Genomic DNA, 23,588 nt, shown 5'->3' with positions numbered 1-23,588 from the left:
CCACGTCCAAGATCCGCAATCCGGAGGAACCGGCGGGTTCACCGGTCGCGCTTCTTCAGGCCAGCGCTCGCGCCAGCGCCAGCTGCGCCGTGAACACCGTACCGTCGACACGCGCAATGGTAAAAGATCCACCCATTTCAGCAACCAGGGCCTTGATCAGCCGGCTGCCCATGCCCGATCTTGCAGCCGCCGGATCGTAGCCGATCCCGTCATCGGAAAGTTCAAAAAGCACGGTGTCGTCTGGCTGCCGCAGGAGGCGGATCCGGATCAGTGCCTGCTTCCTGCCGGCGAAAGCGTATTTCATGCTGTTTGTCAGCAACTCGTTCAGCAGAAGCGTAAAGGGCGTCGCCTTTTCGGCATCGATCTTGATATCGTCAAGTTCGAAGACGAGATCGACAGCCTGCTCGTGCAGCCCGACCAGCGTGCGCGAAAGGGTCGGCACGAGCTGGCGGGCGTTGACGCTGTCGAACTGATCGAAGCCGTACATCTGCTCGTGCACAGCCGCCATGGCGAGGATCCTGTCGTTCAACCTCTGGACCGTTTCAGGCTTCAGCCCCTGCAGTCGTACGAGCCCCATCACGGTCTGCAGATTGTTCTTCACGCGGTGGTGGATCTCGCGCATCAGGACCTGGTTCGTTCGCAGCGCTTCGGCAAGCTCGGCCGTATGGCGGGCATCCGTGCGCGCGAGCGTCAGGATTTTCAGTCCCGCAGCAACAGTGGCGGCCGATACGAGCGCCGTAACGAGGAGCGCGATCGCGACATCGTTCCAGAACGGTTTCAGGATCAGGCCGATATCAGCCGAAGCGATCGCGACGAAGGGCGTACGCTCGACGATGCGATAGGCCACCAGGCGCTTGACCTGGTCGACCGGCGAAGTCGATAGATAGGTGCCCGACGTCGCCTTTCGCATGTAGTTTGTAAACAGCACATAGTTGCCGAGATCGACCATGTCCGGCGGCTCGGGGTGACGCGCGATCAGCTTGCCGTCACGCCGGAAGAAACTGACGGTCGAGCCGGGTCCAAGCGGCGAGGCGTCCCAGATGGAACGCAGCATGCCGATGTCGAAGGCAAGCACCGCCACGCCCAGGAACCTGTGATCACGCTCGATGCGGGCGGCCGAAAGAAATATGCGTCGTCCGGTATTGCCCATCTGCGTCATTGCCGACGTATAGGCGTCCGCCCCGTTGGCGAGCCGGCGGAAATAGGCCTGATCGAGGATATCGGCAGGCGACCCCTCTCGGTCGGTCGAATAGATGAGCGTCCCGTCGGCGGCAATCACATAGGCGGTCGCGTTCGTCGGAAGGGCTGCAGTCGCCTGGTTCAGCCGCCTCGACAGGTCGCGATCGTCGGGGTCGATCGCCGAGCCGAAGGCATTGTCCATGCGATCGAGGGTCTGACGCGCCAAAGAGTTGATCCAGACTGCGTTTGCCGCGACGATCTTTGCAGTCGCAACGACCTGTTCCTCGCCGCGCCGGACCGCGGAGGAATAGCTCGAATGCAGCCAAACAGCCAAAACGACGCAAAAGGCGGCAAACAGGCACACGATTGCGGCGATGGCAGCCCTGCCGACAATCGTAAAGCCTCTGGTCAGGCCCATGCGACCCTCATGATCCGACACAATCGGACTGTCGGATAGCAGGCTATCGGTGTCAAGGATCAGTACGGTAGGAGTCCTTCAGGCACGCTCGGCGCTCAGGGCGCTGCAAAGGCAGGGCAAGCTCCCCACCGCGTCCCGACAGTCGGCGCTTGCGGGCAGGGCGCTGTGGCTTGCGGAACAAATCGACCGCACGAACCATTTGCGTCTCCAGCACAAGGGAGAAACGGATGATCAACGATCTCTGGTACAAGAACGCGGTCGTCTATTGCCTGTCAGTCGAGACATTCATGGATGGAAACGGCGACGGCGTCGGTGACTTCCAGGGACTTGCCAGGCGACTCGACTATCTCGCCGGCCTCGGTATCACCGCGATCTGGCTGATGCCGTTCCAGACGTCTCCTGGCAGGGACGACGGTTATGACGTTTCGGATTATTACAATGTCGATTCCCGCTACGGCACGCTCGGCGACTTCGTCGAATTCACCCATGGGGCCAAGCAGCGCGGCATCCGCGTTCTGATCGATCTTGTCGTCAACCACACCTCCGACCAACACCCCTGGTTTCAGGAGGCGCGAAAGGACGAGCAGTCGATCTACCGCGACTGGTATGTCTGGTCGAAAGAAAAGCCCGACAACGCCGATCAGGGAATGGTCTTTCCAGGCGTTCAGAAAACCACCTGGACCCGCGACACGGTCGCCGGTCAATATTACTTCCACCGCTTCTACGATTTCCAGCCGGACCTCAATACCTCAAACCCCCATGTGCAGGCCGAGATCCTAAAGATCATGGGCTTCTGGATCCAGCTCGGTGTCTCCGGCTTCCGGATGGACGCCGTTCCTTTCGTGATCGCCGAAAAGGGCGCCGGCCTGAAGAAGCCGCGCGAACAGTTCAACATGCTGCGCACCTTCCGCGAATTCCTGCAATGGCGCCAGGGCGACGCCATCATCCTTGCAGAGGCCAACGTGCTGCCGAAGACGGATCTCGACTATTTCGGCGAGGACGGCGACCGGATGCACATGATGTTCAACTTCCAGGTCAATCAGACATTGTTTTACGCGCTTGCAAGCAGCGACTGCGCGCCACTTGCAAAGGCGCTCGAGGCGACCCGCATGCGCCCGCAATCGGCACAATGGGGCCAGTTCTTGAGGAACCATGACGAGCTCGATCTCGGCCGCTTGAGCGAGACCCAGCGCAACCTCGTCTTTGCCGCCTTCGGACCCGAAAAGACCATGCAGCTTTACGATCGCGGCATCAGACGGCGGTTCGCGCCGATGCTCGACGGCAACCGAGACCGTCTGCGCATGGCCTACTCGCTGATGTTTTCGCTGCCGGGCACGCCGGTGCTGCGCTACGGCGACGAGATCGGCATGGGCGACGATCTGTCCCTGCCCGAACGCAATTGCGCCCGCACACCGATGCAATGGTCGACGGAACCGCAGGCCGGCTTCACCAAGAGCGAAAAGCCGATCCTGCCGGTCATATCGGGCGGCCCCTACGGGTATGAGCATATCAATGTCGCCGACCAGCGCAGGAGCCCGCAATCCATGCTGAACTGGATGGAGCGCCTGATCAGGATGCGCAAGGAAGCACCAGAAGTCGGGTGGGGAGACTATAGCGTCCTTGACGTTGAAGAGAGCGGCATCCTTGCCATCCGCTACGACTGGCGCAACAACGCAGTCCTCATCGTCCATAACCTCAACGAAAACCCGGTCGAGGTCACGATCGATCCCGGCCTTAAGGACGGGGGTGACCTCTTGATCGACATTGCCGATGGCACCGACAGCCGGGCAGACGCGGCCGGTCGCCACTGCCTCTATCTTGATGGATACGCCTACAAATGGTTTCGCGTCGGCGGGCTCGATTACCTGCTCAAGCGCACGGAGGTCTAGAGGAATGGCAGGGCCGGTCTCACAGGTTCACGTCCGTGGACACTTTGCGGCGCCGCAATTATCCGACGCTTGACTTTCATTCTCAGGAAAACACTTAAAGCCCGCACGGCATTATTGAGGTACGTATGACGTTAAGAGCAAATTCCGAAACACGCGTGCTGCTCGTCGAGGATGATCTTCTTCTGGCAATGGACATGGAAGATTTCCTTGTCGATCAGGGCTATCAGGTCGTCGGTCCGTTTGGCCGACTGGCGCAGGCCCTCCAGGCGCTCTCAGGACAGCCTGTCGATCTTGCGATCGTCGATCTCAACCTTGCGGGCGAGCTATCCTTTCCGCTCATCGACACCCTCAGGCGCCGGGAAACACCCGTCATCGTCTGCAGCGGTTATGCCGAACTGCCGGAGATCCGCTCCAAACTCGCCGACCTGCCCCTCATCGCAAAACCATGGTCGCCACAGGCGCTGACCAGACGCATCGACGAGGCGCTGAACACGCGCATGACCGAAAGAGGCTAGAGCGGAAAGCTGATGGAGCAGGTGAGCCCGTCGGCCAGATAGTGCAGATCGACTGCCCCTTCCAGCTCATATTGTACGGAGCGTTCGATCAGCGCCGTTCCAAAACCGGCTGCCTCAGGCGGGACCACGATCGGACCGTTGCTTTCCCGCCACTCGATGTCGACCATATCGACCCCGGCGTGATCGGTATGCTGGCGCCATTTCAGGCGCACTTGACCGGCATCGTTCGATAGCGCCCCATGCTTGCTGGCATTCGTCACGAGCTCGTTCAGCACCATGCTGACGGCAAGGGCGCTCTTCGGGCCCAGCGTGACGTCCTGGCTGCCGCCGAGGTCGAAACGAGCGTTGCGGTCATGAGCAGCAACGATGCGCTCGACAATATCGGCAAGGCGTGCCTCTTCCCAATTCGACTGGAAAAGAAGTGCGTGCGCCTGGGCCATGGCATCAAGCCGTTGCAACAAGCTGTCGGCATAATCATCGACGGAGAGGCGCCCGCGGGCCGTTCGCCGCACGATCGACATGACCATCGCCATCGTGTTCTTCACCCGATGGCTAAGTTCGCGTACAAGGATCTCGCGCTGCTCCTCGGCATGGCGCCGGTCGCGCCGCTCGCGCGCTTCTGCAAGGGCCCTGGAGACGGCGGCGGGCAGGCGGATCAGGCGCTGCTTGAGGACATAATCGGTCGCTCCCCGCCGGAAGGATTCGATTGCGGCCTCCTCGCCCAAAACCCCCGACACGAAGATGAATGGCACGTCGGGACGGGCCTTGCTGGCGATATCGAGGGCCGACATGCCGTCAAAATCGGGTAGGGAAAAGTCTGCCAGAATAATATCGAAACCACCTTGCGACACCGCGGCGACGAAATCTGCCCGGCGTGCGGCGCGTATGATCTGCGGCTCGGGCTGCATGGTGCGCAGCTGCTCAGCGACAAGCTCGGCGTCAAGCGGGCTGTCTTCCAGAAGAAGAACTGTGGGCGTAGGGGATATCAATTCAGCTGTAGCCATTTCCACGATGTCCAGGAGGTGGTTCGTTCAGCAACGCCCAGAAGACGCCAAGATCCTGAATCGCCTTGAAGAACTCGTTGAATTCCACGGGCTTGACGACAAAGGCATTGACCCCGAGCTCATAGCTCCTCACGAGATCCTGTTCCTCGCGAGAAGATGTCAGCATGACGATCGGGACGTGGCGCAGGCCTTCGGCGCGCTTGACTTTGGCAAGCACTTCCAGGCCGTCTATCTTCGGCAGCTTGAGGTCGAGCAGGACGACGGCCGGATCGCCGCTTTCGCGTCCGGCATGCGGCCCGGTGGCAAACAGGTAGTCGACGGCTTCAGCGCCATCTCTTGCCACGATGATCTCGTTGGCGAGCTGGCATTTTTCAAGGGCGGCCAGGGTCAGTTCGAGATCGCGGGGGCTGTCTTCGACCAGGAGGATCGGACGCAATTCAGGCAAGGATGTCATCCTTTTGTTTTTCGAGCGGCAGAGCAAATGAGAAGCTGGCACCTTTGTCAACCTCGCCGGATGCCGACACCGTGCCGTCATGACGTTCGATGATCCGTCTGACAAGCGCCAGTCCTATCCCGGTGCCCTCGAAATCTTCTGCGCGCTGCAGTCGCTGAAAAACACCGAACACCTTGCCGACATATTGCATGTCGAAGCCAACTCCATTGTCAGAGACGCTGTAGACCGTCTGGTCGGAAAAAGATTGGCCGCCCACGACAATTTCAGCGCGTTTGCGCGGGCGCGTGTATTTGACGGCATTTTCGAGCAGGTTATACCAGACCTGGCGCAGAAGCGTCGCATCGCCGAAGCCTGGCGGCAGGTCGGCCACCTGGATGTCGATGTCACGTCCTTCCTGTTCGGCCTTCAGGCTGCGAAGAACTTCAAGGACCAGCTTGTTCATGTCGACGGGTTTCTTGGAGAGGGCGGTTCGCCCAAGCTGGGAAAAATTCAGGAGATCGTCGACGAGCTTGCCCGCCGCAACGGCCGCGTCCGAGATGGTCTGCAGGTAATGCAGCGACTTTTCGTCAAGCGTCGTTTCGCGGCTGCGCAAGAGTTCGGCAAAACCGACGATATGGCGAAACGGTGCCCTCAGATCATGTGAGACCGAATAGGAAAAGGCCTCGAGCTCCTTGTTGGAGCGCTGCAATTCGCCCGTCAACTGCGCAAGTTCCTCAGCCTTGCGAAGCACGATGCCGACGATGGCGCCGCGCAGGTTGCGGGCAGCGCCGATCTGGCTTTGCGTCCATGGCGCTGACTGGTCGCGGACCTGCTCGCGCCATGTATCGAAGGACTTGCGGGGATGGATGCGCCCTGCCTCGCGCACCAGCTTGTGAGGATCACCACCCCATTTTACGGTCCTGACGATTTCCGGGCGGAACCAGACCAGCCAGTTCGAATGAAGACCCGACAGACTGATTGCCAGCATGCCGGCGGCCGCGATCGGAGAGGACAGATCTTGCGGAAGATCGGCGGCAAGGCAGCTCGAATGAAAAAACTCCTCGCCGCGCGACTTCAGCCAGTCGGTGATTTCGGCAATGTGAGCACGCTCCGGCACGCGGCCTGTCGTGACGATCTGATCGTCCGTGAGGATGGCAGCGCCCTCGGCGCCCACCAGCTGCAGGAGATCGTCCTGCGCAGCCAGCAAGTCGACGTGCCAGCTTTGTGCCTGGCTCATTCGGGTCAGCAGGCGTGAGTGGACCTCTGCGAGCTCGACACTTTCGGCTGCTGCTTCGGCCCGTTCCAGGGCGCTTATGCGCATCGCAAGTGACTGTACGACGAAGTCGCAGGCATCGCGGACGGAAATTGAAACGCCATGTGGCGCAGCGCTGTGACAGGAGACGAGGCCCCAAAGCGCGCCGTCGACGATCACCGAGACCGACATCGAGGCGGCCGTTCCCATATTGCGCATATATTCGAGGTGGACGGGCGAGACGCTGCGCAATTGCGACAGCGACAGGTCGAGGTGGGCACGTGGCTGCTGTGCGTCGGCGCGAACAATCGGAACCGGCTGATAGGATGCATCCGGGATCATGCGCACTCGGTTGATCGTGTAGAGGTGGCGCGCCTGTGCGGGGATGTCGCCACTGGGAAAGCGCAGATCGAGATAGGAGGGAAGCCCGCCATTGTTGGCCTCGGCAACGACATGTCCGTTCCACTCGGCGTCGAAGCGGTAGACAAGGACACGATCGAAGCCGGTCAGCTCGGCCACGAAGGTCGCGCAGGCTCGCAAGCTGCCGGCAATGTCGGTCTCGCCCGAAAGCAATTGCGCAAAGGAGCCGAGACGGGAAACGAGACTGTCGGCTCCGCTCCTCTCGATCCTTTCGAACTCGACGATGAAAACGGCGTCGGATCGGTGGGCAATGGCGACGAGTGCCTGCTCTTCCAGCCTGACCTGCAGTGACGGGCTGCGCTCCGGGCTCCAGGCGGCGAGCGCGCTGTCGAGATCTGGCAGGCTAGCGGCAAGGACCCCGTCTGCCGCCAGGTCCAGGCCGGTAAAGGACAGCAGATTCTGGCTCGCCTGAAGGACGGCACGAGTGTGCATGTCGAGGACGAGCAGGGCGCCGTGCGGCTGAATTGCCCCCGGAATATGGATCGGCTCGCTCGCGCAGCTGTCGAGGTCCGCAGCGGAAGCCGTCAAGACATGCATCTGTTCAAGTCCTTTCGCGTAGCGCTATCTGCCGCTGCGTAAAGATAGGCGCGGGCGCGGGCCTGTAAACTGCAAAAACCGACGTTCTTTCGACATGAGGCGATTGGAACAAATCGCGCTTTCGCACGATTGCGCCTCAACAGTGCAATGCACGTTGTGCGCAGGCCGGAAACCGCAGCCTCCGACCATTGCCGGAACCTGCCGATTGCCGGCAGGCCGATCGCGGAAGATGGAGAAACGATCATGGAAATCCAGCGGCCGACCTCTTCCAGAGCCGTGATCAGTCTGATGGCGATTGCCGGCCTTGCGCTGGCGCTTGCAGGATCGAAAGGAAAGTCGCCGCCGAACGCGACGCCGCCATCCGATGACGAACGGGGCCGGAGCGCGCAGGTCCCGGAAGAGATCCCGGTGCGCGGCCTGCGCGACGTGTTCTGGCGCCTTGTCGAGGAAGTCAGTGATGACAGGGTGATGTTGATTGCGGCGGGCGTGACCTTCTATCTGTTGCTCGCCCTGTTCCCGGCTCTCGCCGCGCTCGTCTCCCTTTATGGGCTCATCGCCGATCCGATGACCATTGCCGACCACCTGGCAAAGCTCTCCATCCTGCTGCCGCCAGGCGCCTTCGATATCGTTGCCGAGCAGATCCGCGCGCTCGCCGGGCGTCGGGAGGAGAGCCTTGGCATCACCTTCTTCGTCGGTCTGGCCTTCGCACTCTGGAGCACCCATAGCGGCACACTTGCCCTTTTTGATGCAATGAATGTCGCCTATGAGGAAAAGGAACGCCGCGGTTTCATCCGCCTCAACCTGATCGGCCTCGTCTTTACTCTTTGCGCTGTCGTCGGCGCGATCGCGGTTTTAGGTCTCGTCGCAGCCATACCGGTTATCCTGTCGTCCGTCTGGCTCGACGCCTATAAGGAAAACCTGGCTTTGATCGGCCGCTGGCCACTGCTGCTCATCATCGTCGCCGGCGCAGTGATGACGATCTATCGCTTTGCCCCGAGCCGGGAGCCGGTAAAGCTGCGCTGGCTCACCTGGGGGGCGGCGCTGACGACGATCGCCTGCTCGGCCATGTCGCTCGGTTTTGGCTTCTATCTCGAGCATTTCGCCAATTATAATGCCACATACGGCGCGCTTGGCGCGTTGATCGGCCTGTTGGTCTGGATCTGGCTGTCCGTGACGATCCTGATCGTCGGCGCCGAGCTCAATGCCGAGCTCGAGCATCAAACAAGGAAGGATACAACGACCGGTGCGCCCGAGCCGATGGGTGCACGCGGTGCCTATGTCGCCGACACACTCGGGCGCGCGGTCGACTGAAACGACCGACATCCCAACGCTTTGGTACGCTGAAGTACAAAGCCGGTCATTTGCCATTCGTGCCTCATTGCGATATTCGATCCCTTTAAGGCCTATGATGGCCAGGAACGGGATCAACTACGCCATGTCCGAGCCGAAAGGCATCTCCAAATCATTGACCGGGATCGTTGGTTTCGACGATTTGACGCTTGGCGGGCTGCCAAGCGGGCGCCCCACGCTCGTCTGCGGCACCGCCGGTTGCGGCAAGACTCTCTTTGCCTCCACGTTCCTTTTGAACGGCGCACGCGATCACGACGAGCCCGGGGTCTTCGTCACCTTCGAGGAGCGCCCCATCGATATCGTCAACAATGTCGCCTCACTCGGTTTCGACGTGCAGGGGCTGATCGACGAGGGAAAGCTTTATATCGAGCACATCGCCATCGATCCCTCCGAACTGGAGGAAATCGGCGACTACGACCTTGAGGGCCTCTTCCTGCGGCTGGAACTTGCCATCGACCAGGTCGGAGCCAAGCGGATTGTGCTCGACACGATCGAAAGCCTGTTTTCGGCCTTCACCAATCCTGCCATTCTTCGCGCCGAAATCCGCCGCCTGTTCGACTGGCTGAAGGACAAGGGACTGACGACGATCATCACCGGCGAGCGCGGCGATGGGTCCCTGACGCGTCAGGGCCTGGAGGAATATGTTTCCGACTGCGTCATCCTGCTCGACCATCGCGTCCACAACCAGATCTCGACGCGCCGGCTGCGGATCGTCAAATATCGCGGCACGGCCCACGGCACGAACGAAGTTCCCTTCCTGATCGACCAGGATGGATTTTCCGTCCTGCCGGTCAGCACGCTCGGCCTTTCCCATAAGGTCTCCGAGGAGCGCATTTCCTCCGGGATCGCGACCCTCGACGAAATGTTGTCCGGGGGCGGATTTCATCGCGGCACGAGCATCCTGATCAGCGGTGTGGCCGGGTCCGGCAAGAGCTCGGTTTCCGCAAGCTTCTGCGCTGCGGCCTGCGGCGCCGGCGAACGCGCGCTCTATTTCTCCTTCGAGGAATCGCTCGACCAGACCGTGCGCAACATGCGTTCGATCGGCACTGATCTCAGGAAATGGGTCGATGCGAAATCGTTGCATTATGTCGCGGTCCGCCCGACCTTCTACAGTCTGGAAATGCATCTGGCGGTGATGCTTCGCGAGATAGCCCGCTTCAATCCTTCCCTCGTCGTTCTCGATCCGATCTCGGCCTTCATGGGCAGCGGTGACGTTCTCGAGGTCCAGTCCATGCTGTTGCGCATGGTGGATTTTCTGAAATCGCGCGGAACGACTGCCGTCTTTACCCATCTGATGCATTCGCAGGATGGAACGACGGAGACCGACGCAGGCCTTTCTTCGCTGATGGATGCCTGGATCCTGCTTCTCAATCGGGAGATTGGCGGTGAGTTCAATCGGGAACTCTACCTCCTGAAGGCCCGCGGCACCGCCCATTCCAACCAGGTGCGCGAATTCGTCATGTCCAAAGATGGAATTCGATTGCTCGCGCCATATATCGGCGATGGGCGGGCCTTGACCGGCACTCTCAGACAGTCGGAGGAGGCCAAAGCCCGACGCTCGGAGGTCGAGCGGAAGGCCGAGGTGGCACGGCGGGCCGAACTGCTCAAGCAGAAGCGCAGGAAGGTCATGGCGCAGATCGAAGCGCTGCAGGCCGAACTGGAGTCGGACGAGGCCGAGCTGACCACTGTCCAGGACGCGGAAGCGGCCTATTTGAATCAGGCGGCCTCTGATCGGGCGGCCATGGAGAAAAGCCGCCGTTCGGCGCAATGACGATGGGTGAAATGGAAAACGAAACAGCGGGCGCACCCAAGAAGTTGGTCCTTTATGTCGCCGGTCAGACACCGAAATCACTGGCTGCCATCCAGAACCTCGAGCGCATCTGCGCCGAAAGCCTGCCGGGCAAATATGTCATCGAGGTGATCGACCTTCGAAAATCGCCGCAGCTGGCGCGCGAACACGGGATCGTCGCCATTCCGACGCTGGTTCGGGAATTGCCGACGCCCATCCGCAAGATCATAGGCGACCTGTCGAATACCGAGAAAGTTCTCGTCAATCTGCAGGTTGGAGAGGGTGAATGAGCCTCGAGGCAGTTTCGCGAGCAGAGGCCCTGAACGCGGATCTGCGCCGGCGGCTCGAGGAGGCCGAAGAGGTCATCCGGGCGATCCGCGAGGGCGAGATCGATGCGCTGGTCGTTCGCAACCAGAAGCGGGAGGAGGAGATCTTCACGCTCGAGGGAGGCGTCGAATCCTATCGCTCCTTCATGGAGGCGATGGATCTCGGCGCTGCTGCCTTCGATGGCCACGCCAACCTGCTTTATGCCAATCAGGCGCTTTGCGATCTCTTTGCCGTTTCCCGTGACGCGCTGGACGCAAAGCTGCTCTTTGAGGCAATCGGTGCGGAGGCTTCCGCCGTCATTGCCGCTTTGATCGAAAAGCCGACGTCAGGAGCGGCCGGGGTGCAGATCAAGCTCGGACAGGGCGAGGCGGCGCGTTATTTACAGATTTCGGCAGGCCGGATGATGCTCGGGACGAATCCGGGCATCGCCATGAGCTTTACCGACATCACCGCCCGCATCCGCGCCGAAGAGCGCAAGGAAGCCGAGCGGACCGTACTTGCCATCCTGTCGTCTGCGGCAGAAGCGGTCGTCGTTTGCGATCTCGCCGGGATCGTCACGCATGCCAATACGGCCGCCTTCGGCCTTGCCAACGGCGACCCGATCGGATCGCCCTTCGACAAGGCCTTCGCACTTGACGTGCGCGGTGCGACCGGGCTGATGCAGGGCGAAGATTTCCTGGCCGTGGTCGTTGAAGGGCAGTCCATCCAGGGAATAGAGGCAATCGCGCCAAAGAGCCGCGGGGGCAAGGACGTGCTCGTCAGCGCCTCGCCGCTCATCGTCGGCGACGGTAAAGTGACGGGCACGGTTGTGACCCTCGTCGACCTTTCGCGCCGCAAGGCAGCGGAAAAGCAACAGCTTCTGCTGATGGGCGAACTCGATCATCGCGTCAAGAACACCTTGGCCCTGGTCGTGTCGATCTCCAATCGCACCGCCTCCACCGAGGATACGATCGAGGGTTTTCGCAAGGCCTTCTCGGGTCGCATTCATGCGCTGGCGGCCACCCACAACGTGCTTGCCGACCGATCCTGGTCCTCCATTCTGCTGACGGAGATCCTCGCTGCAGAGCTAGCACCCTATGTCAGCGACCTCGGCGCCAAGCTGAAGATCAGCGGCGAGGATGTCGAGATCCTGCCCCGCGCAGCCATCGCCTTCGGTCTTGTCATTCATGAACTGGCGACCAATGCCGTCAAATACGGCGCGCTTTCCAACGATCACGGCCGGATAGAGATCGCCGTCAGGCGCGAGGCAGCCTCCATCGAGGTCTGCTGGACCGAGATCGGCGGTCCGCCGGTCACGCCGCCGACACGGAAAGGGTTCGGGGACACGGTCATCAACCGCAGCCTGCAATATTCTCCGAATGGCGGGGCCAAGCTCGAATTTCATCCTGAGGGCCTGCGTTGCGCCATCCGCGTGCCGGTAGAGGATGTTGCGACTGTCTGACCCGGTCCGGTAGGACCCATTAAACTGGGCCGCGGTCGCCCCGGCCCAGGTGCGCCAGCGCTATCCAGATTTGAGCATTTACCGGGCTCGATGCTCGCACCATCCGCACGGGCAAACCGTGTGGATCGACCCGAGCAACTGACGGCCCGGCCATGCCCCTGAGCGGCATCACGGACGAGCCCCAGCCTTTGACAATTCGGCCCTATCTCGTTTGATCGCTCCAGCCCGACCGCGCGCTTTACCGGCGCCTGTGCGCTATCGGCAAAGACGTTGGGAACAACGGGGCAATAGCGAGGTTTGCCAGCGTTAGCCCTCTTCATTCAAGCCAGGAGAAGCACATGTCTGACAACGCACCCGCAAAGGGCCTCGCCGTTATCACCGGAGCATCAACGGGCATTGGCTATGAACTCGCCAGATGCGCCGCACAGGATGGCTACGATCTTGTCATCGCCGCAGATGAGAGCCGCATTGCGCAAGCAGCCGACGATCTGCGCCAAGTCGGCGGAGCCGTCGAGGCGGTCGAGGCTGATCTGTCGACCGTCGAAGGCGTCGACAGGCTGATGGAACGCATCGAGGCCGACGGCCGTTCGGTCGACCTTTTGATGGCGAATGCGGGTCGCGGCCTCGGCAAGGGATTTCTTGATCAGGATTTCGCCGAAGCGCGCAAGGTGGTCGACACAAACGTCACCGGCACCATTTATCTTGTTCACCACATCGGCAATCACATGCGGGCGCGGGGAAAAGGTCGCATTCTTCTGACCGGCTCGATTGCCGGCTTCATGCCGGGCTCCTATCAGGCTGTCTATAATGGCACGAAAGCCTTCATCAATAGTTTCTCCTTCGCGCTGCGGGAGGAGCTGAAGGACAGCGGCATTTCCGTCAGCTGCCTAATGCCCGGTCCGACCGAAACCGAGTTCTTCAAGCGCGCGGACCTCATGGACACATCGGTCGGTCAGGCCAAGAAGGACGATCCGGCCGAGGTGGCCCGCATCGGCTACGACGCGATGCTCGACGGCGAGGGCGATGTCGTCAGCGGCTGGAAAAACAAGTTGCAGGCAGCCGTCGCCAATGTCACTCCCGCCAGCATGCTCGCTCACCAGCATGCCAAGATGGCCGAGCCTGGCTCGGGCGCGAAATAGGCGCTTGCCGCCTGGCGGGCCGACTGCAGCTCGCTCATCCGGGCAAGGAAAGGACCGAGACCAAGGGAAGATGGTCAGAGGCCACTCTGGCAAGAGGATCGTCGAGAACAAAAGTTTTCGACACCTCGATGTCCGGGGTGACGAAAATATGGTCGAGCCGCAGGATCGGAAACCGCGATGGAAAGGTCGGGCGATAGCCGGCGGGATTTGCGCGCTGCGCATCGCCAAGCGTTCGCGTCGCCGCTCGATAGGCTGCCGAGCTCGGAACTGCGTTGAAGTCACCGCACAGAACCGCGCTGCTTTTCCGCTCGCCAAGCCAGCCCGCTCCCAGCAGTGTATTCACCTGCTGGATGCGCTCGCGCCCCCGCAGCCCGAGATGGGTATTGATCACCAGCAATTCATGACCAGCGACTTGGATCTCGAGCGCGATCGCGCCTCTCGGCTCGCCGATCGAGGGAAGGGCGTCGGCCTTAATCGTGCCGGTCGGAAGCGCCGTGATGATCGCATCGCCGTATCGCTCCTCGGCGACGGTCATGCTCGGATGGAAATGGGCCTGCATTTTCAGAAGTGAAGCAATGGCTTTTGCTTGGTCGACGCCGCCAGTTCGGGATCGAAAAACGTCGACTTCCTGAAGCGCCACAATATCGGGCCTCGCCATCGCGATAACCGCGGCGATGCGCGCCGGATCAAGTTTTCGATCCGTACCAATACAGCTGTGGACATTGTAGGTGAGGAGGGTGATCGTTTGACGTGACGGCATTTCATGGCCTCTGACCAGCAAGGAACACAACAAGCCTTCATTCGTTCCACCTCAATGTTCTCATTCGCATTCAGGTGAAATCAAATGAGCATGAAATCATTGCTTTGGAAGGCGATGTTCGTGGCTGCGCTCGGCCTCGCCGGCTTCCTTCTCTACCGGATTTTCCATCAATATAGCGCGAACCAGATCCTCGAGTCCTTTGCACGTATCCCTGCTTACAACCTCCTTCTGGCCGCACTCGCTGCAGCGGGCTCCTACCTCTGCCTCACAGGCTTCGATTTCCTGGCGATCCGCTCCATCGGCAAGAAGATCGCCTATAGGCGCATTGCCCTTGCATCCTTCGTGAGCCTGTCCCTTGGACACAATATCGGCTTTGCCGGCCTGAGTAGTGGCGCCTTTCGATATCGCTTTTATTCGCGATGGGGATTGTCGACCGAGGACGTCGCGAAGATCATCCTCTTTTGTGGCGTGACGGTGGGCATGGGACTGGTTGGCCTCGGCGGTATGGCGCTGATCGTCAACCCCGCCGACGCTGCGGCGCTGTTGGGCCTGTCAGAGGCAAGTGCCAGGGTTGCAGGCCTGGGCCTGCTGTTGGTGCCGATGGCTTATGTGGTGGTCGCCGCGCTGGTCAGGGCGCGCCTCCATCTCTGGCGCTGGTCGCTTCAGCTGCCGTCGCCTGGCATTGCCATCCTGCAGGTTGCCGTCGGAACGTTAAATTTTGCCTTCGTATCGGCCTGTCTGCACGCGCTTCTCGCAGCCTTCGGCAATGTCGCCTTCCTTCAGTCTGTAACGGCCTTCGTACTGGCCAATTCTGCCGTTTTGGCAACTCATGTCCCTGGCGGACTCGGGGTGCTGGAGACGACCGTCCAGCATGTTGTTCCCGATGCCGCCTCGATCGGCGCGTTGATCGCCTTCCGGGCGATCTATTTCGTCCTTCCTCTTATCCTGGGAACGGGCCTTCTTTTTATCTGCGAATTTATCCCGGGCCGTTCCCGCCCCGGGAAAGAACCGCAAGCAGGAAAGCCTGCGCAGGCGAGCTCAGCCTGATCAGGCTGTCTTCGGATCGAACAGCGCGGTTCCGATAACAGGGCAAAGCGGCCCGGGACCAACATCGGCATCGAGAGCCTTCAACCGTCCGAGCCCTTCATTCAGCGCATCGATTGCCCGAATGAGCGAGCCCGCTTCATCCACCTTTGCGGCGACGATTTCCGTCGAGGTACCCAGGTGCTCGGCAAGGAGCTGGCAGCGCAGCTTCGCGATCGCCGCGAAATGGTCCGGCGTCGTCGCATCCAGACGCATGTCGCATTCCGTATCCAGACCCTCGGACCGGTGGTTGAGGTTGGACGAGCCGATCCGCAGACTTTGGTCATCGGCGATCAAGAGTTTGGAATGAACGAGGACCTCGATCTCGCTGGTGTCATCGGGGACCACCGGATAAAAGACCCGCAATCGATCATGGCGATCAGCCTGTTTCAGCCGGCGGATCACCCTGCGGCGATTGCGCCCCATGACGAGCTGCTCGATGAAGCCATGCGAGCTGCGCGTACAGATGATCACGATCTCCGGCCCTTCATCTTCGAGGAGGCGGGCGGCCAGGGCCTTTGCGATGGTCTGCGAGGCCAGATATTGCGTCTCGATATAAAGATGCCGGCTGGCCGATCTGATGATGTCGAGCGTCATTTGAAGGCCCTCGCTGACACCGCCACGGGCCAAGTCTTCCCGCTGGGTCAGCGCGAAAGCTGCCGGCATGCGACGTGCCGCAACCGGACTGTGAAGCAAACGCTGGCCCGGCGCTCGGCCGGGGGCGGGCGCGGGGACAAGATTGCTATCGCCGCCCCATTCGATCCATCGCCGCCGAATGATTTGTCCGATCTGTCGGGCAGCCTCGCCGGTGACCATCGTCTGGACATCGTGGAGAGGATCATAGGAGCGACCGCTCGTATCGCGCCGACGGCTGTCTGAAGGTGCATGACGTCGATCGTCAAACCGTCGCGACGTCAGGTCAATACCGCCAATGAAGCCGACAGCGTCATCGATGCAGACCAGCTTTTGATGATGCGAGGCATGCCATGCATCATGGCGGGCAAACAGCATGCGGATACGCGGATGGGCCGGAAAATCGCGCCGAAAAAATAGCCTCAGCGACTTTTGCGAATAGATCGGTCCCATCGCCCAGACCAGGATCCTGACCTCCAGGTCGGGATTGGATCTGACCGCGGCCTGCAGCAGGTCACCGAGGCTTTCACTGGACAGACCGGGCTGCAGCAGGATGTCGGGATTGAAGTCCCACCCGACGACGAGGATCGAATTGCGCGCCTGACGCAGGGTTTTGGCAAGAGCGGCGAAATAATCCTGACCGTTGACGAGAAACGCGACGGCGTCCGCCTGGCCCTGAAAGGCGAAGGATGTTTGAGGATGGCCATGTGACAGATCTTTGGGCGAAGTCTCATGCGAGGCCAATGCGGTCGGAAAGCTGGTATCCATGGTCAACAAGCGTCCTGATCAATTTGATCCACAAACGCGAGCGTGGCCGCGCAGGTTCCACAGACCTGCTGTTCGGTCGAATTGGAATGAAGCGTCAAGGCTCCGCTTCCGCAACGGCCGATCTTTGCCCTGGGCAAATCCGCAATGCAACCGAAGGAGCCCGCGCCAGGACTTCGAGCCGGCGTCGTTCAAGCGATGTGACCGCCAGCGTGCTCCAGGCGCAAGGCGACGACGTGCGAGAGCTGGCCCCGAGACCGAAATGATCGAGCAGAGTGATCGGACCGCGTCCGTGCCGCACCGCCAAGGCAGGTCGCACCGGTCGGCAAGAGCTGGAAGAGGCTGAACCCTAAGACCGAGATCCTGGGCGCCGGCCGATCCGGATCGCGCGTGATCACCGTGGGACCAAAACCGGGTGAGCCCTGTTCAGGCTGCCGTTCGCAGGGAGGCAGAACGGATGACGGAAAACCTTGCACATGTCGGCAAGACGCGGCTTATGTTGAGGCTTCCCGATCTGCGTCAGGATCTACGGCGTCTCTTCGACAGCCACGGCTTGTTGCAAGAGCTTTGCGAGGCCCATGAAGAGGCTTGTCTGATGCGACTGCGGCCAAGCATGTGATGTGACTGATACTTCTCTATTGATAGAATATCGCATGTGCTGCCAGGACATTGAGGAACAGCCGAGACATATGCAGCCGCCCGTTTCGCCGCGGGCTGGGCCCCGCCAGCAGGGTGTCTATCGTCAGGGCGTCAGATCCTCGAGAGCCAAGAAAGGCATCGGCACGAAGAGCTTGGCAGAGGCGGACCTGCAGCATTTGCCAAAATCATCGGTTCGTCGCTCAAGGGCGCCTAAACCGGCAAATCTGGCGCAGGCTACCTCCTCACGAGAAGGCAAGTAAGTCCTAAGCAGGCACCCGCCAATGTCCCCGGCGAGGCCCGATCGCTAAGGGCGCGACAGAATGCCCGAGAAGAGCTGGCGGAGCATGCCGGCCATCATGCCGGTCTCGTGGGGATCGCCTGTCATGAGAGCAGACGTGACGTTGCGCATCTGCTCGAAGGTGATGTGGGGCGGAAGCGGCGGCACCTCCGGATCGGTCTTTACCTCGAGGATTACGGGGCAACCGGCCTCGAGTGCCGACTTCCAGGCAGTGCCGAGGTCGTCAGGGCGATTGACGAAGATGCCGCGAAGGCCGATCAGCTCGGCGAATTTATGATAGGGCATGTCGGGGATCGTCTGGGATGCGGCGAACTTCGGATCACCTTCCATCACCCGCTGTTCCCAAGTTACCTGGTTCAGGTCCTCATTGTTGAAGACACAGATGACGAAGGTCGGGTTGGCCCAGGTCTTCCAGTATTTGGCAACGGTAATCATCTCCGCCATGTTGTTCATCTGCATTGCGCCGTCGCCGACGAGCCCGACCACCGGCCGATCAGGCTCTGCGAACTTCGCCGCAATAGCATAGGGAACGGCAGCTCCCATCGAGGCGAGGCCGCCCGACAAGGACGCCTTCATGCCGCGGCGGATCTTCAGATCGCGCGCATACCAGTTGGCGCAGGATCCGGAGTCACTGGTAATGATCGCGTTGTCCGGCAGTCGCGGCGACAACTCGGTGACGACACGCTGCGGATTGACAGGATTTGCGTCCACCCTTGCGCGCTCGTCCAGTGTCTTCCACCAGTCCGCGACGCTGTTCGCAACCGTCTTGCGCCAACTGTTGTCAGCCTTCTGTGTCAGGAGCGGCAGCAGCGCAAGCAACGTCTCGCCCGCATCGCCGGTGAGGTTGAGCTCCATCGGGTAGCGCAGTGACAGCATGTCCGGATCGATGTCGATCTGCACGCCGCGCGCCTGGCCTTCCGCGGGCAGAAATTCCGAATAGGGAAATCCGGATCCGACCATGAGCAGTGTGTCGCAATCCTGCATCAGATCCCAGGATGGCTTGGTTCCGAGAAGGCCGATCGAGCCGGTGACCCAAGGCAGGTCGTCTGGAAGGGCAGCCTTTCCAAGAAGGGCTTTTGCCGCACCTGCCTGCAGGCGGTCGGCAACGGCGATCACCGCGTCGGTTGCGTTCAGTGCGCCGGCGCCGACCAGAATCGCCACCTTTTTACCGGCGTTCAGGATGTCAGCGGCGGCCTGAAGATCGTCACCATGCGGGAAGATGCGTGGACGGCTGTAGCCCGGTCCTGAATGCACTGTCCCATGTTTGCGCGGCGGCTCCTCATAGGGCATCTCCTGAAGGTCGTTCGGCAGGATGACGGTCGTCACCGTCCGGTTGGCGAGCGCGATGCGACAAGCCCGGTCGATCAGATGGCGGACCTGCGCCGGGGTCGAGGCCTGCTGGACGAAATCACCGGCGACGTCCTTGAAAAGGGAGGCAAGATCAAGTTCCTGCTGATAGTGGCCGCCTAGCGCATGTCGCGCCTGCTGGCCCACGATTGCGAGCACTGGCTGGTGATCCATCTTGGCATCGTAAAGACCGGTGATCAGATGCGTGGCGCCTGGTCCCGATGTTGCGATGCAGACACCGAGCTCGCCGGAAAACTTCGCGTGGGCACTCGCCATGAACGCTGCCATCTCCTCGTGACGTGCCTGGATGAATTCTATTTTTCCGGACGCGCGTTGGAGGGCGCCGAAGACGCCGTTGATGCCATCGCCCGGGTAGCCGAACAGGCGCCGTACGCCCCAGTCCTTCAGGCGCGAGACGACGAAATCGCCGACAGTCTTTGTCATCGAATCTCTCCATTCCGGACGGCGCCTGATCGCGCCGCTGTTGCCAACCGCCGTCGGTAAGTCGATTGCGGCTGGAGCTTAGGCTGTCAGACAACCAGGTCGCCCCAAGCGCGATCCCATTCGACCCCCTCGGCAAGTTCGATGAGAATAAGGTGATCGTCCCGCACATGGCTGCGCGCGATTTCGAACGCGGCGGCCGGGCGCATCTCCTCGCCCGGGAAGACAGCATCGTCGTCTTTCGAAGCGACAACCTTGCGGACATAGCCGCGGATCTCTTCACCGGATCGGTAAAACTTGATGACGAGGTCACCCTCTTTTTCCTGTCCCTGGCTATAACGATGATAGGGTGTCACGGCGATCTCCTGTCAAATCTCGGATGGCATGTGTCGACCTGTCAGCCCGTGGGTATGAAGGGCAGCGCTTCGCAACCGATATCGCTGTAGAGCTGTCCCGAGACGATCAAAGACTGCCGCATGGCCTGGACGCGCCTCTCGGCGTCATCCAGGGAATAGGCCCAAATTTCGGCAGCCCAGGTCTTATCGTTCCAGTGGTACTGCAACGCGAACTTGTAGATTTCCTGCCCGTTCTGGTCGATCGACACGTAATCGTGGTCCGGCCGGTCTGCAGCGGCAGGCTGCGATCGGAAGTTGATGATCTGCATGATGTCCTGCGCCTTTCCGAAGATGGCTGGCCTTAATCCAGCTGCACCGGCTTGATCGTGGCAACGGAGATCTCGCCCTCGACCACGCCGCGTATGAGGTCGCTACGATTGCGCTCGACCTCGACGACCGTATAGAGTTTGTCGTCGCGAAAAGCGCTTGCATTGATCGTGGTGACGTCTTCGGCGGGCGCCGAATCCACTTCCATGAAATCCAGTTCGCGGCCCGAGGCTACGATACGGGCATCACCGGGCGTGCGCGCTGCCACCAGGACAATCCCGTGATTTAGGCTATTGTCCCATCGCGGATCATCCGGAGCGGCGATCGGCTCCAGCCTATAGAGGTTCAAGGCTTCGTTCTGATCGCCGGCAGCCGCCTCCGCTTGCGCGTCAAGCATCTGTGCACGGCTTTCCACGGAGCGACCGAAATGGGTGGTACTCGTGGCATTGTTGACGGCATCATCACCGCCACGCAAGACATTCGACATGCTTATTCTCCTCGTTCGGGAACACAACCAGCATCGGCGGAGTTGGTTCCCGGTAATCGAGCCAGCGTGAACATCCGCCGCGTTCTGCCTGTTTTGGATGCGCAGCGCTGCGCGCGCTATCCCGGCGCTTTCCGCGTCGACCAGGTTTCCCCGCGGTCAGCCCACATTGCCAAATTGGAGGTAAAATGCCCGATCAAGTTGACGAACAACAAAAGCTCTGGGATCTCATCGAAAAAATCGGCTTTTGCATGCTGACGACCCATGATGGCCTGGACCTGAAAGCGCGTCCAATGTCGGCCTATGTCGAAAGGCTGGAAAACGCCATCTACTTCCTTACCGATGTTGCAAGCCACAAGGATGAGGAAATTGCTCGATACCCGCACGTCAATCTGGCCTTTGCCGATCCTGGCCACCAGAAATATGTCTCCATCCTGGCACAGCTGTCATCCAGAACGACCGCGAGAAGATCCGCGAGTTCTGGGCAACGCCCGCCAAGGCCTGGTGGGACGATGCGGATGATCCGTCCATCCGCATTCTCAAGGTGACACCATCTTTCGCCGAATATTGGGACAGTCCCGGCACGCTGGTCAGTTACATCAAGATGGCCGCCGCGGCGGTCAGCAAAGCGCGACCGGATATGGGAGATCACGTCGAGGTTGATCTCTGATCGCATGGCGGGGAAGCGATCAATTCGGGAACATCGCGCCTTGCTGCATGTTCCTGACAGAGACGAAATCGGACAGCCCACCCATGTTACAGATCGCTCTGTTGTTGATCCTTGCCGTTGCTGGCAGACCACTCCTCTACGCCTGTCTCGGCTACGCCGATTACTTCCTGGAACAGGCCCGGAAAAAACGGCAATTGCGCGAAGCGTTCAGACGCCGGCGGGACTAAACAAAGCATAAGGCGTCGCCGGCACCTGTCGGGAACAATCCGCTTCATCTGGCAGAGGTGCTGTCCGTCGCCCAGAGCGGCGGGCACAACGAAAAAGGCCGCCCGCCGGGCGACCTTTTGATGTGCTTGCCTTAGGCGACCTTTTGGCCCTTGGGGTTGGCCTGCGCCTGCGCAAGCTGCGTCAGCTTCTTGTCGGTCGCTTCCTCTTCGGAAAGATTTGCCTTGAGAAGAGGAACGGCATCTTTCAGTCCAAGCTGGTTGGCCCAGGCGATCAAGGTGCCGTAGCGCGCGATCTCGTAGTGTTCAACGGCCTGCGCCGAGGAGATCAGCCCTGCATCGAGCGCAGGCGAGCCCTTGAACTCCTCCATGATTTCCTCACCTTCCGCGATGATACCCTGGATCGCCTCGCAGGTCTTTCCCCGCGCCGGTTTTCCGAGAAGCTCGAACACCTGCTCCAGGCGCTCGATCTGTCCTTGGGTCTCGTCTCGATGCTGGATGAAGCCGGCCCTGCCTTCTTCGGACTGGGCTGCGCGCGCCATCTTCGGCAGAGCCTTCAGGATCTGCTTTTCGGCAAAGTAAATGTCCTTCAGAGTGTCTAGAAACAGATCATCCAATGTCTTAGCGGTTGCCATAGTGGCTCCTCCTGTCAAATGGGTTATCGCTCCTTGCCGACATTCGCCGCCGTACGAGCCTTGATCAATGCGCGCCCCGCCTTGATGTTCCCGTACGCCGCCGTACCGGAACACAAACCTGTCACACACGTTTTAGTTGGTTGGCATGGCCGGGCGCTACGCCCTATTCGATCGGGGAAAGCTTTTATCCCAGTGATCAAAGTTTGCCATCAGGACGCAGTTGTGAAGCGCCAGTGAATGGCAGCCGGATCTACCGAGCTGACCCGATCCGGGCGGGCTTCGAGGAGCCGCCTCACAGGCACCAGCCTGCGAGGATCGCCGATCTCAGTTGGCACGGTCAGTCCCGCGTTTAAATAATAGAGTTCCATTTCCTGCCGCAGGGCCCGGATTTCAAAGCCAGTTCGTCCTTGCCCCATCCATTCCGTCAGGATGACGTCGCAAAGGATTGCTGGGCTTATCATTTCGCTGTCGAGATCATCCATGCGTTCGGCACCGGCTTTTGCGAGGCATGCTTGCTGATCTAAGGCGACCAGCCGCCCAAATACATAGCATGCAACGCCCGTTCATACCCAACCGATTTCGCAGCTCGGCATTTGCCGACGGTATGTGCATGGTCTGGCTTTGGAGGACGCGCGCTCAGATCTCGGGGCATCCCCTGACATTGGCAAAGCTCATGCGGTCTGGCCTGCCGCTTCGGGTAAATCCCTGAACCGTAATGCTGCGCGGGGTCTCGCGGATGATCTGCGCCCGGCGAAGTCCCGCATCGCGGGCGTTGTCCAGCGCATCGCGGGGATCGCAGCGGCGGCGCGGGCCGCGCTCATAATAGCGATCATCGTAACGGTCCCGATCGTGGTTCTGGACCTCGACACCGCCAGGACCGAGACGCAGCTCGACCTGCGCATCGGCGATCGATGGTGCGGCGAAACTGGCAATCACCGACGATAAAAGCACTGCTTTGAAACCGATATTCATATTTACCTCCATGGCGCTGATATCCGAACTTGCAACATTAATTTTGGTTCCATCGCATCCGGGTGGCGCTCCCCTTGCCAATGGTCGCTGCGGCAATCCTGCGGTGCGGGCTCATTTCCGCAGGGCGCGTTTTTTCTTCAGCGAATTTCGACGCTGAGCAAATCGCTTCGGATACTTGTTTGGTGGCGAGATCACGATCATTGCCGCATTTGCCAAGCCGCGCGTGCCGCGATGGCTTTTTATTGAGTGGGCCCCATACCGATAACCGATCATGGCGATCGC

General features: G+C 60.5%; 21 protein-coding genes and 1 pseudogene. 9 read left to right on the top strand and 13 right to left on the bottom strand.

The annotated features are described in order from the left end of the window. Positions 1-55: 55 nt before the first annotated feature. Positions 56-1,597: a histidine kinase dimerization/phosphoacceptor domain -containing protein gene (locus AC1DF8_RS22495; protein WP_113207856.1), complete on the bottom strand. Its 1,542-nt coding sequence runs from the start codon at positions 1,595-1,597 to the stop codon at positions 56-58. Between the two features lie 227 nt (positions 1,598-1,824). On the opposite strand from AC1DF8_RS22495, the gene AC1DF8_RS22490 reads away from it, so the two are divergent. Next, positions 1,825-3,486, top strand: coding sequence for an alpha-amylase family protein (locus AC1DF8_RS22490; RefSeq protein ID WP_113207857.1), 1,662 nt, complete (start codon positions 1,825-1,827; stop codon positions 3,484-3,486). Positions 3,487-3,611: 125 nt separating this feature from the next. Continuing rightward, positions 3,612-4,001, top strand: a complete 390-nt coding sequence (locus AC1DF8_RS22485) for a response regulator (protein WP_113207858.1) — start codon at positions 3,612-3,614, stop codon at positions 3,999-4,001. Here AC1DF8_RS22485 and AC1DF8_RS22480 read toward each other — a convergent pair. From AC1DF8_RS22480 to AC1DF8_RS22470, 3 genes are read right to left on the bottom strand one after another with little or no spacing between them, the layout of a single operon-like run. Next, positions 3,998-5,005, bottom strand: coding sequence for an HWE histidine kinase domain-containing protein (locus AC1DF8_RS22480; RefSeq protein ID WP_113207859.1), 1,008 nt, complete (start codon positions 5,003-5,005; stop codon positions 3,998-4,000). The two genes, AC1DF8_RS22485 and AC1DF8_RS22480, sit on opposite strands and share 4 nt — an antisense overlap. Beyond that, positions 4,992-5,450 (bottom strand): response regulator, encoded by a 459-nt coding sequence (locus tag AC1DF8_RS22475; RefSeq protein ID WP_112543826.1) that lies wholly within the window; start codon positions 5,448-5,450, stop codon positions 4,992-4,994. Before AC1DF8_RS22475 ends, AC1DF8_RS22480 begins: the two co-directional genes overlap by 14 nt. Next, a complete protein-coding gene (locus AC1DF8_RS22470) occupies positions 5,443-7,647 on the bottom strand; it encodes an ATP-binding protein (RefSeq protein ID WP_478155064.1) in 2,205 nt (734 codons plus the stop codon). Before AC1DF8_RS22470 ends, AC1DF8_RS22475 begins: the two co-directional genes overlap by 8 nt. Before the next feature lie 243 nt (positions 7,648-7,890). Between AC1DF8_RS22470 and AC1DF8_RS22465 the strand changes: the two genes are divergently transcribed. From AC1DF8_RS22465 to AC1DF8_RS22445, 5 genes are all read left to right on the top strand, one after another. Next, positions 7,891-8,958: a YihY/virulence factor BrkB family protein gene (locus tag AC1DF8_RS22465; protein ID WP_478155099.1), complete on the top strand. Its 1,068-nt coding sequence runs from the start codon at positions 7,891-7,893 to the stop codon at positions 8,956-8,958. A 124-nt stretch (positions 8,959-9,082) separates the two neighbouring features. Beyond that, on the top strand, positions 9,083-10,768 hold the full coding sequence (gene kaiC / locus AC1DF8_RS22460) for a circadian clock protein KaiC (RefSeq protein WP_113207861.1): 1,686 nt from the start codon (positions 9,083-9,085) through the stop codon (positions 10,766-10,768). Between the two features lie 11 nt (positions 10,769-10,779). After that, positions 10,780-11,076 (top strand): circadian clock KaiB family protein, encoded by a 297-nt coding sequence (locus tag AC1DF8_RS22455; RefSeq protein ID WP_113207929.1) that lies wholly within the window; start codon positions 10,780-10,782, stop codon positions 11,074-11,076. Next, on the top strand, positions 11,073-12,554 hold the full coding sequence (locus AC1DF8_RS22450) for an HWE histidine kinase domain-containing protein (RefSeq protein ID WP_113207862.1): 1,482 nt from the start codon (positions 11,073-11,075) through the stop codon (positions 12,552-12,554). Before AC1DF8_RS22455 ends, AC1DF8_RS22450 begins: the two co-directional genes overlap by 4 nt. Before the next feature lie 338 nt (positions 12,555-12,892). After that, positions 12,893-13,693 carry an SDR family NAD(P)-dependent oxidoreductase gene (locus tag AC1DF8_RS22445; protein WP_113207863.1) on the top strand — a complete coding sequence of 267 codons (801 nt, stop codon included), beginning with the start codon at positions 12,893-12,895 and terminating at the stop codon, positions 13,691-13,693. A gap of 34 nt (positions 13,694-13,727) precedes the next feature. On the opposite strand, the gene AC1DF8_RS22440 is transcribed toward AC1DF8_RS22445, so the two are convergent. Further along, entirely contained in the window at positions 13,728-14,453 is a 726-nt protein-coding gene (locus AC1DF8_RS22440; RefSeq protein ID WP_478155097.1) for an endonuclease/exonuclease/phosphatase family protein, read from the bottom strand. Positions 14,454-14,537: 84 nt separating this feature from the next. Here AC1DF8_RS22440 and AC1DF8_RS22435 point away from each other — a divergent pair, with 84 nt between their 5' ends. Next, positions 14,538-15,500, top strand: a complete 963-nt coding sequence (locus tag AC1DF8_RS22435) for a lysylphosphatidylglycerol synthase domain-containing protein (protein ID WP_113207865.1) — start codon at positions 14,538-14,540, stop codon at positions 15,498-15,500. Here the strand turns inward: AC1DF8_RS22435 and AC1DF8_RS22430 are convergent, their stop codons facing one another. From AC1DF8_RS22430 to AC1DF8_RS22410, 5 genes are all read right to left on the bottom strand, one after another. Continuing rightward, positions 15,501-16,937 carry a phospholipase D-like domain-containing protein gene (locus AC1DF8_RS22430; protein WP_112543741.1) on the bottom strand — a complete coding sequence of 479 codons (1,437 nt, stop codon included), beginning with the start codon at positions 16,935-16,937 and terminating at the stop codon, positions 15,501-15,503. Positions 16,938-17,877: 940 nt separating this feature from the next. Further along, the gene (locus tag AC1DF8_RS22425; protein ID WP_113207867.1) at positions 17,878-19,662 is read right to left on the bottom strand and encodes a thiamine pyrophosphate-requiring protein; all 1,785 of its coding nucleotides are present in this window, start codon (positions 19,660-19,662) and stop codon (positions 17,878-17,880) included. An 86-nt stretch (positions 19,663-19,748) separates the two neighbouring features. Continuing rightward, positions 19,749-20,015, bottom strand: coding sequence for a hypothetical protein (locus AC1DF8_RS22420; protein ID WP_478155059.1), 267 nt, complete (start codon positions 20,013-20,015; stop codon positions 19,749-19,751). A gap of 41 nt (positions 20,016-20,056) precedes the next feature. Next, the gene (locus tag AC1DF8_RS22415; protein ID WP_113207869.1) at positions 20,057-20,323 is read right to left on the bottom strand and encodes a hypothetical protein; all 267 of its coding nucleotides are present in this window, start codon (positions 20,321-20,323) and stop codon (positions 20,057-20,059) included. Positions 20,324-20,355: 32 nt separating this feature from the next. Continuing rightward, positions 20,356-20,808, bottom strand: a complete 453-nt coding sequence (locus AC1DF8_RS22410; RefSeq protein ID WP_113207870.1) for a hypothetical protein — start codon at positions 20,806-20,808, stop codon at positions 20,356-20,358. 185 nt (positions 20,809-20,993) lie between these two features. Between AC1DF8_RS22410 and AC1DF8_RS22405 the strand changes: the two are divergent. Continuing rightward, positions 20,994-21,475 (top strand): annotated as a pseudogene (locus AC1DF8_RS22405) (pyridoxamine 5'-phosphate oxidase family protein). Between the two features lie 358 nt (positions 21,476-21,833). Here the strand turns inward: AC1DF8_RS22405 and AC1DF8_RS22400 are convergent. The 3 genes from AC1DF8_RS22400 to AC1DF8_RS22390 all read right to left on the bottom strand — a co-directional run bounded on the left by AC1DF8_RS22400 (position 21,834) and on the right by AC1DF8_RS22390 (position 23,306). Beyond that, positions 21,834-22,334 (bottom strand): YciE/YciF ferroxidase family protein, encoded by a 501-nt coding sequence (locus AC1DF8_RS22400; protein WP_112543747.1) that lies wholly within the window; start codon positions 22,332-22,334, stop codon positions 21,834-21,836. A gap of 209 nt (positions 22,335-22,543) precedes the next feature. Beyond that, complete coding sequence (locus tag AC1DF8_RS22395) at positions 22,544-22,816, bottom strand: hypothetical protein (protein WP_113207872.1); 273 nt, start codon at positions 22,814-22,816, stop codon at positions 22,544-22,546. A 154-nt stretch (positions 22,817-22,970) separates the two neighbouring features. After that, on the bottom strand, positions 22,971-23,306 hold the full coding sequence (locus tag AC1DF8_RS22390) for a hypothetical protein (RefSeq protein ID WP_113207873.1): 336 nt from the start codon (positions 23,304-23,306) through the stop codon (positions 22,971-22,973). Between the last annotated feature and the right edge of the window lie 282 nt (positions 23,307-23,588).

Source organism: Rhizobium sp. 05N49, assembly GCF_056396805.1.
Note: the sequence above shows the minus strand (reverse complement) of the source record. Positions and strands in the feature narration are given on the sequence as shown.

What these genes read in the sequence shown, in the direction of transcription:
- AC1DF8_RS22495 (WP_113207856.1), bottom strand. Translation starts at nt 1,597, where the DNA reads ATGGGCCTGACCAGAGGCTTTACGATTGTCGGCAGGGCTGCCATCGCC.
- AC1DF8_RS22490 (WP_113207857.1), top strand. Translation starts at nt 1,825, where the DNA reads ATGATCAACGATCTCTGGTACAAGAACGCGGTCGTCTATTGCCTGTCA.
- AC1DF8_RS22485 (WP_113207858.1), top strand. Translation starts at nt 3,612, where the DNA reads ATGACGTTAAGAGCAAATTCCGAAACACGCGTGCTGCTCGTCGAGGAT.
- AC1DF8_RS22480 (WP_113207859.1), bottom strand. Translation starts at nt 5,005, where the DNA reads ATGGCTACAGCTGAATTGATATCCCCTACGCCCACAGTTCTTCTTCTG.
- AC1DF8_RS22470 (WP_478155064.1), bottom strand. Translation starts at nt 7,647, where the DNA reads ATGCATGTCTTGACGGCTTCCGCTGCGGACCTCGACAGCTGCGCGAGC.
- AC1DF8_RS22465 (WP_478155099.1), top strand. Translation starts at nt 7,891, where the DNA reads ATGGAAATCCAGCGGCCGACCTCTTCCAGAGCCGTGATCAGTCTGATG.
- kaiC (WP_113207861.1), top strand. Translation starts at nt 9,083, where the DNA reads ATGTCCGAGCCGAAAGGCATCTCCAAATCATTGACCGGGATCGTTGGT.
- AC1DF8_RS22455 (WP_113207929.1), top strand. Translation starts at nt 10,780, where the DNA reads ATGGAAAACGAAACAGCGGGCGCACCCAAGAAGTTGGTCCTTTATGTC.
- AC1DF8_RS22450 (WP_113207862.1), top strand. Translation starts at nt 11,073, where the DNA reads ATGAGCCTCGAGGCAGTTTCGCGAGCAGAGGCCCTGAACGCGGATCTG.
- AC1DF8_RS22445 (WP_113207863.1), top strand. Translation starts at nt 12,893, where the DNA reads ATGTCTGACAACGCACCCGCAAAGGGCCTCGCCGTTATCACCGGAGCA.
- AC1DF8_RS22440 (WP_478155097.1), bottom strand. Translation starts at nt 14,453, where the DNA reads ATGCCGTCACGTCAAACGATCACCCTCCTCACCTACAATGTCCACAGC.
- AC1DF8_RS22435 (WP_113207865.1), top strand. Translation starts at nt 14,538, where the DNA reads ATGAGCATGAAATCATTGCTTTGGAAGGCGATGTTCGTGGCTGCGCTC.
- AC1DF8_RS22430 (WP_112543741.1), bottom strand. Translation starts at nt 16,937, where the DNA reads ATGGATACCAGCTTTCCGACCGCATTGGCCTCGCATGAGACTTCGCCC.
- AC1DF8_RS22425 (WP_113207867.1), bottom strand. Translation starts at nt 19,662, where the DNA reads ATGACAAAGACTGTCGGCGATTTCGTCGTCTCGCGCCTGAAGGACTGG.
- AC1DF8_RS22415 (WP_113207869.1), bottom strand. Translation starts at nt 20,323, where the DNA reads ATGCAGATCATCAACTTCCGATCGCAGCCTGCCGCTGCAGACCGGCCG.
- AC1DF8_RS22410 (WP_113207870.1), bottom strand. Translation starts at nt 20,808, where the DNA reads ATGTCGAATGTCTTGCGTGGCGGTGATGATGCCGTCAACAATGCCACG.
- AC1DF8_RS22400 (WP_112543747.1), bottom strand. Translation starts at nt 22,334, where the DNA reads ATGGCAACCGCTAAGACATTGGATGATCTGTTTCTAGACACTCTGAAG.
- AC1DF8_RS22395 (WP_113207872.1), bottom strand. Translation starts at nt 22,816, where the DNA reads ATGGATGATCTCGACAGCGAAATGATAAGCCCAGCAATCCTTTGCGAC.
- AC1DF8_RS22390 (WP_113207873.1), bottom strand. Translation starts at nt 23,306, where the DNA reads ATGAATATCGGTTTCAAAGCAGTGCTTTTATCGTCGGTGATTGCCAGT.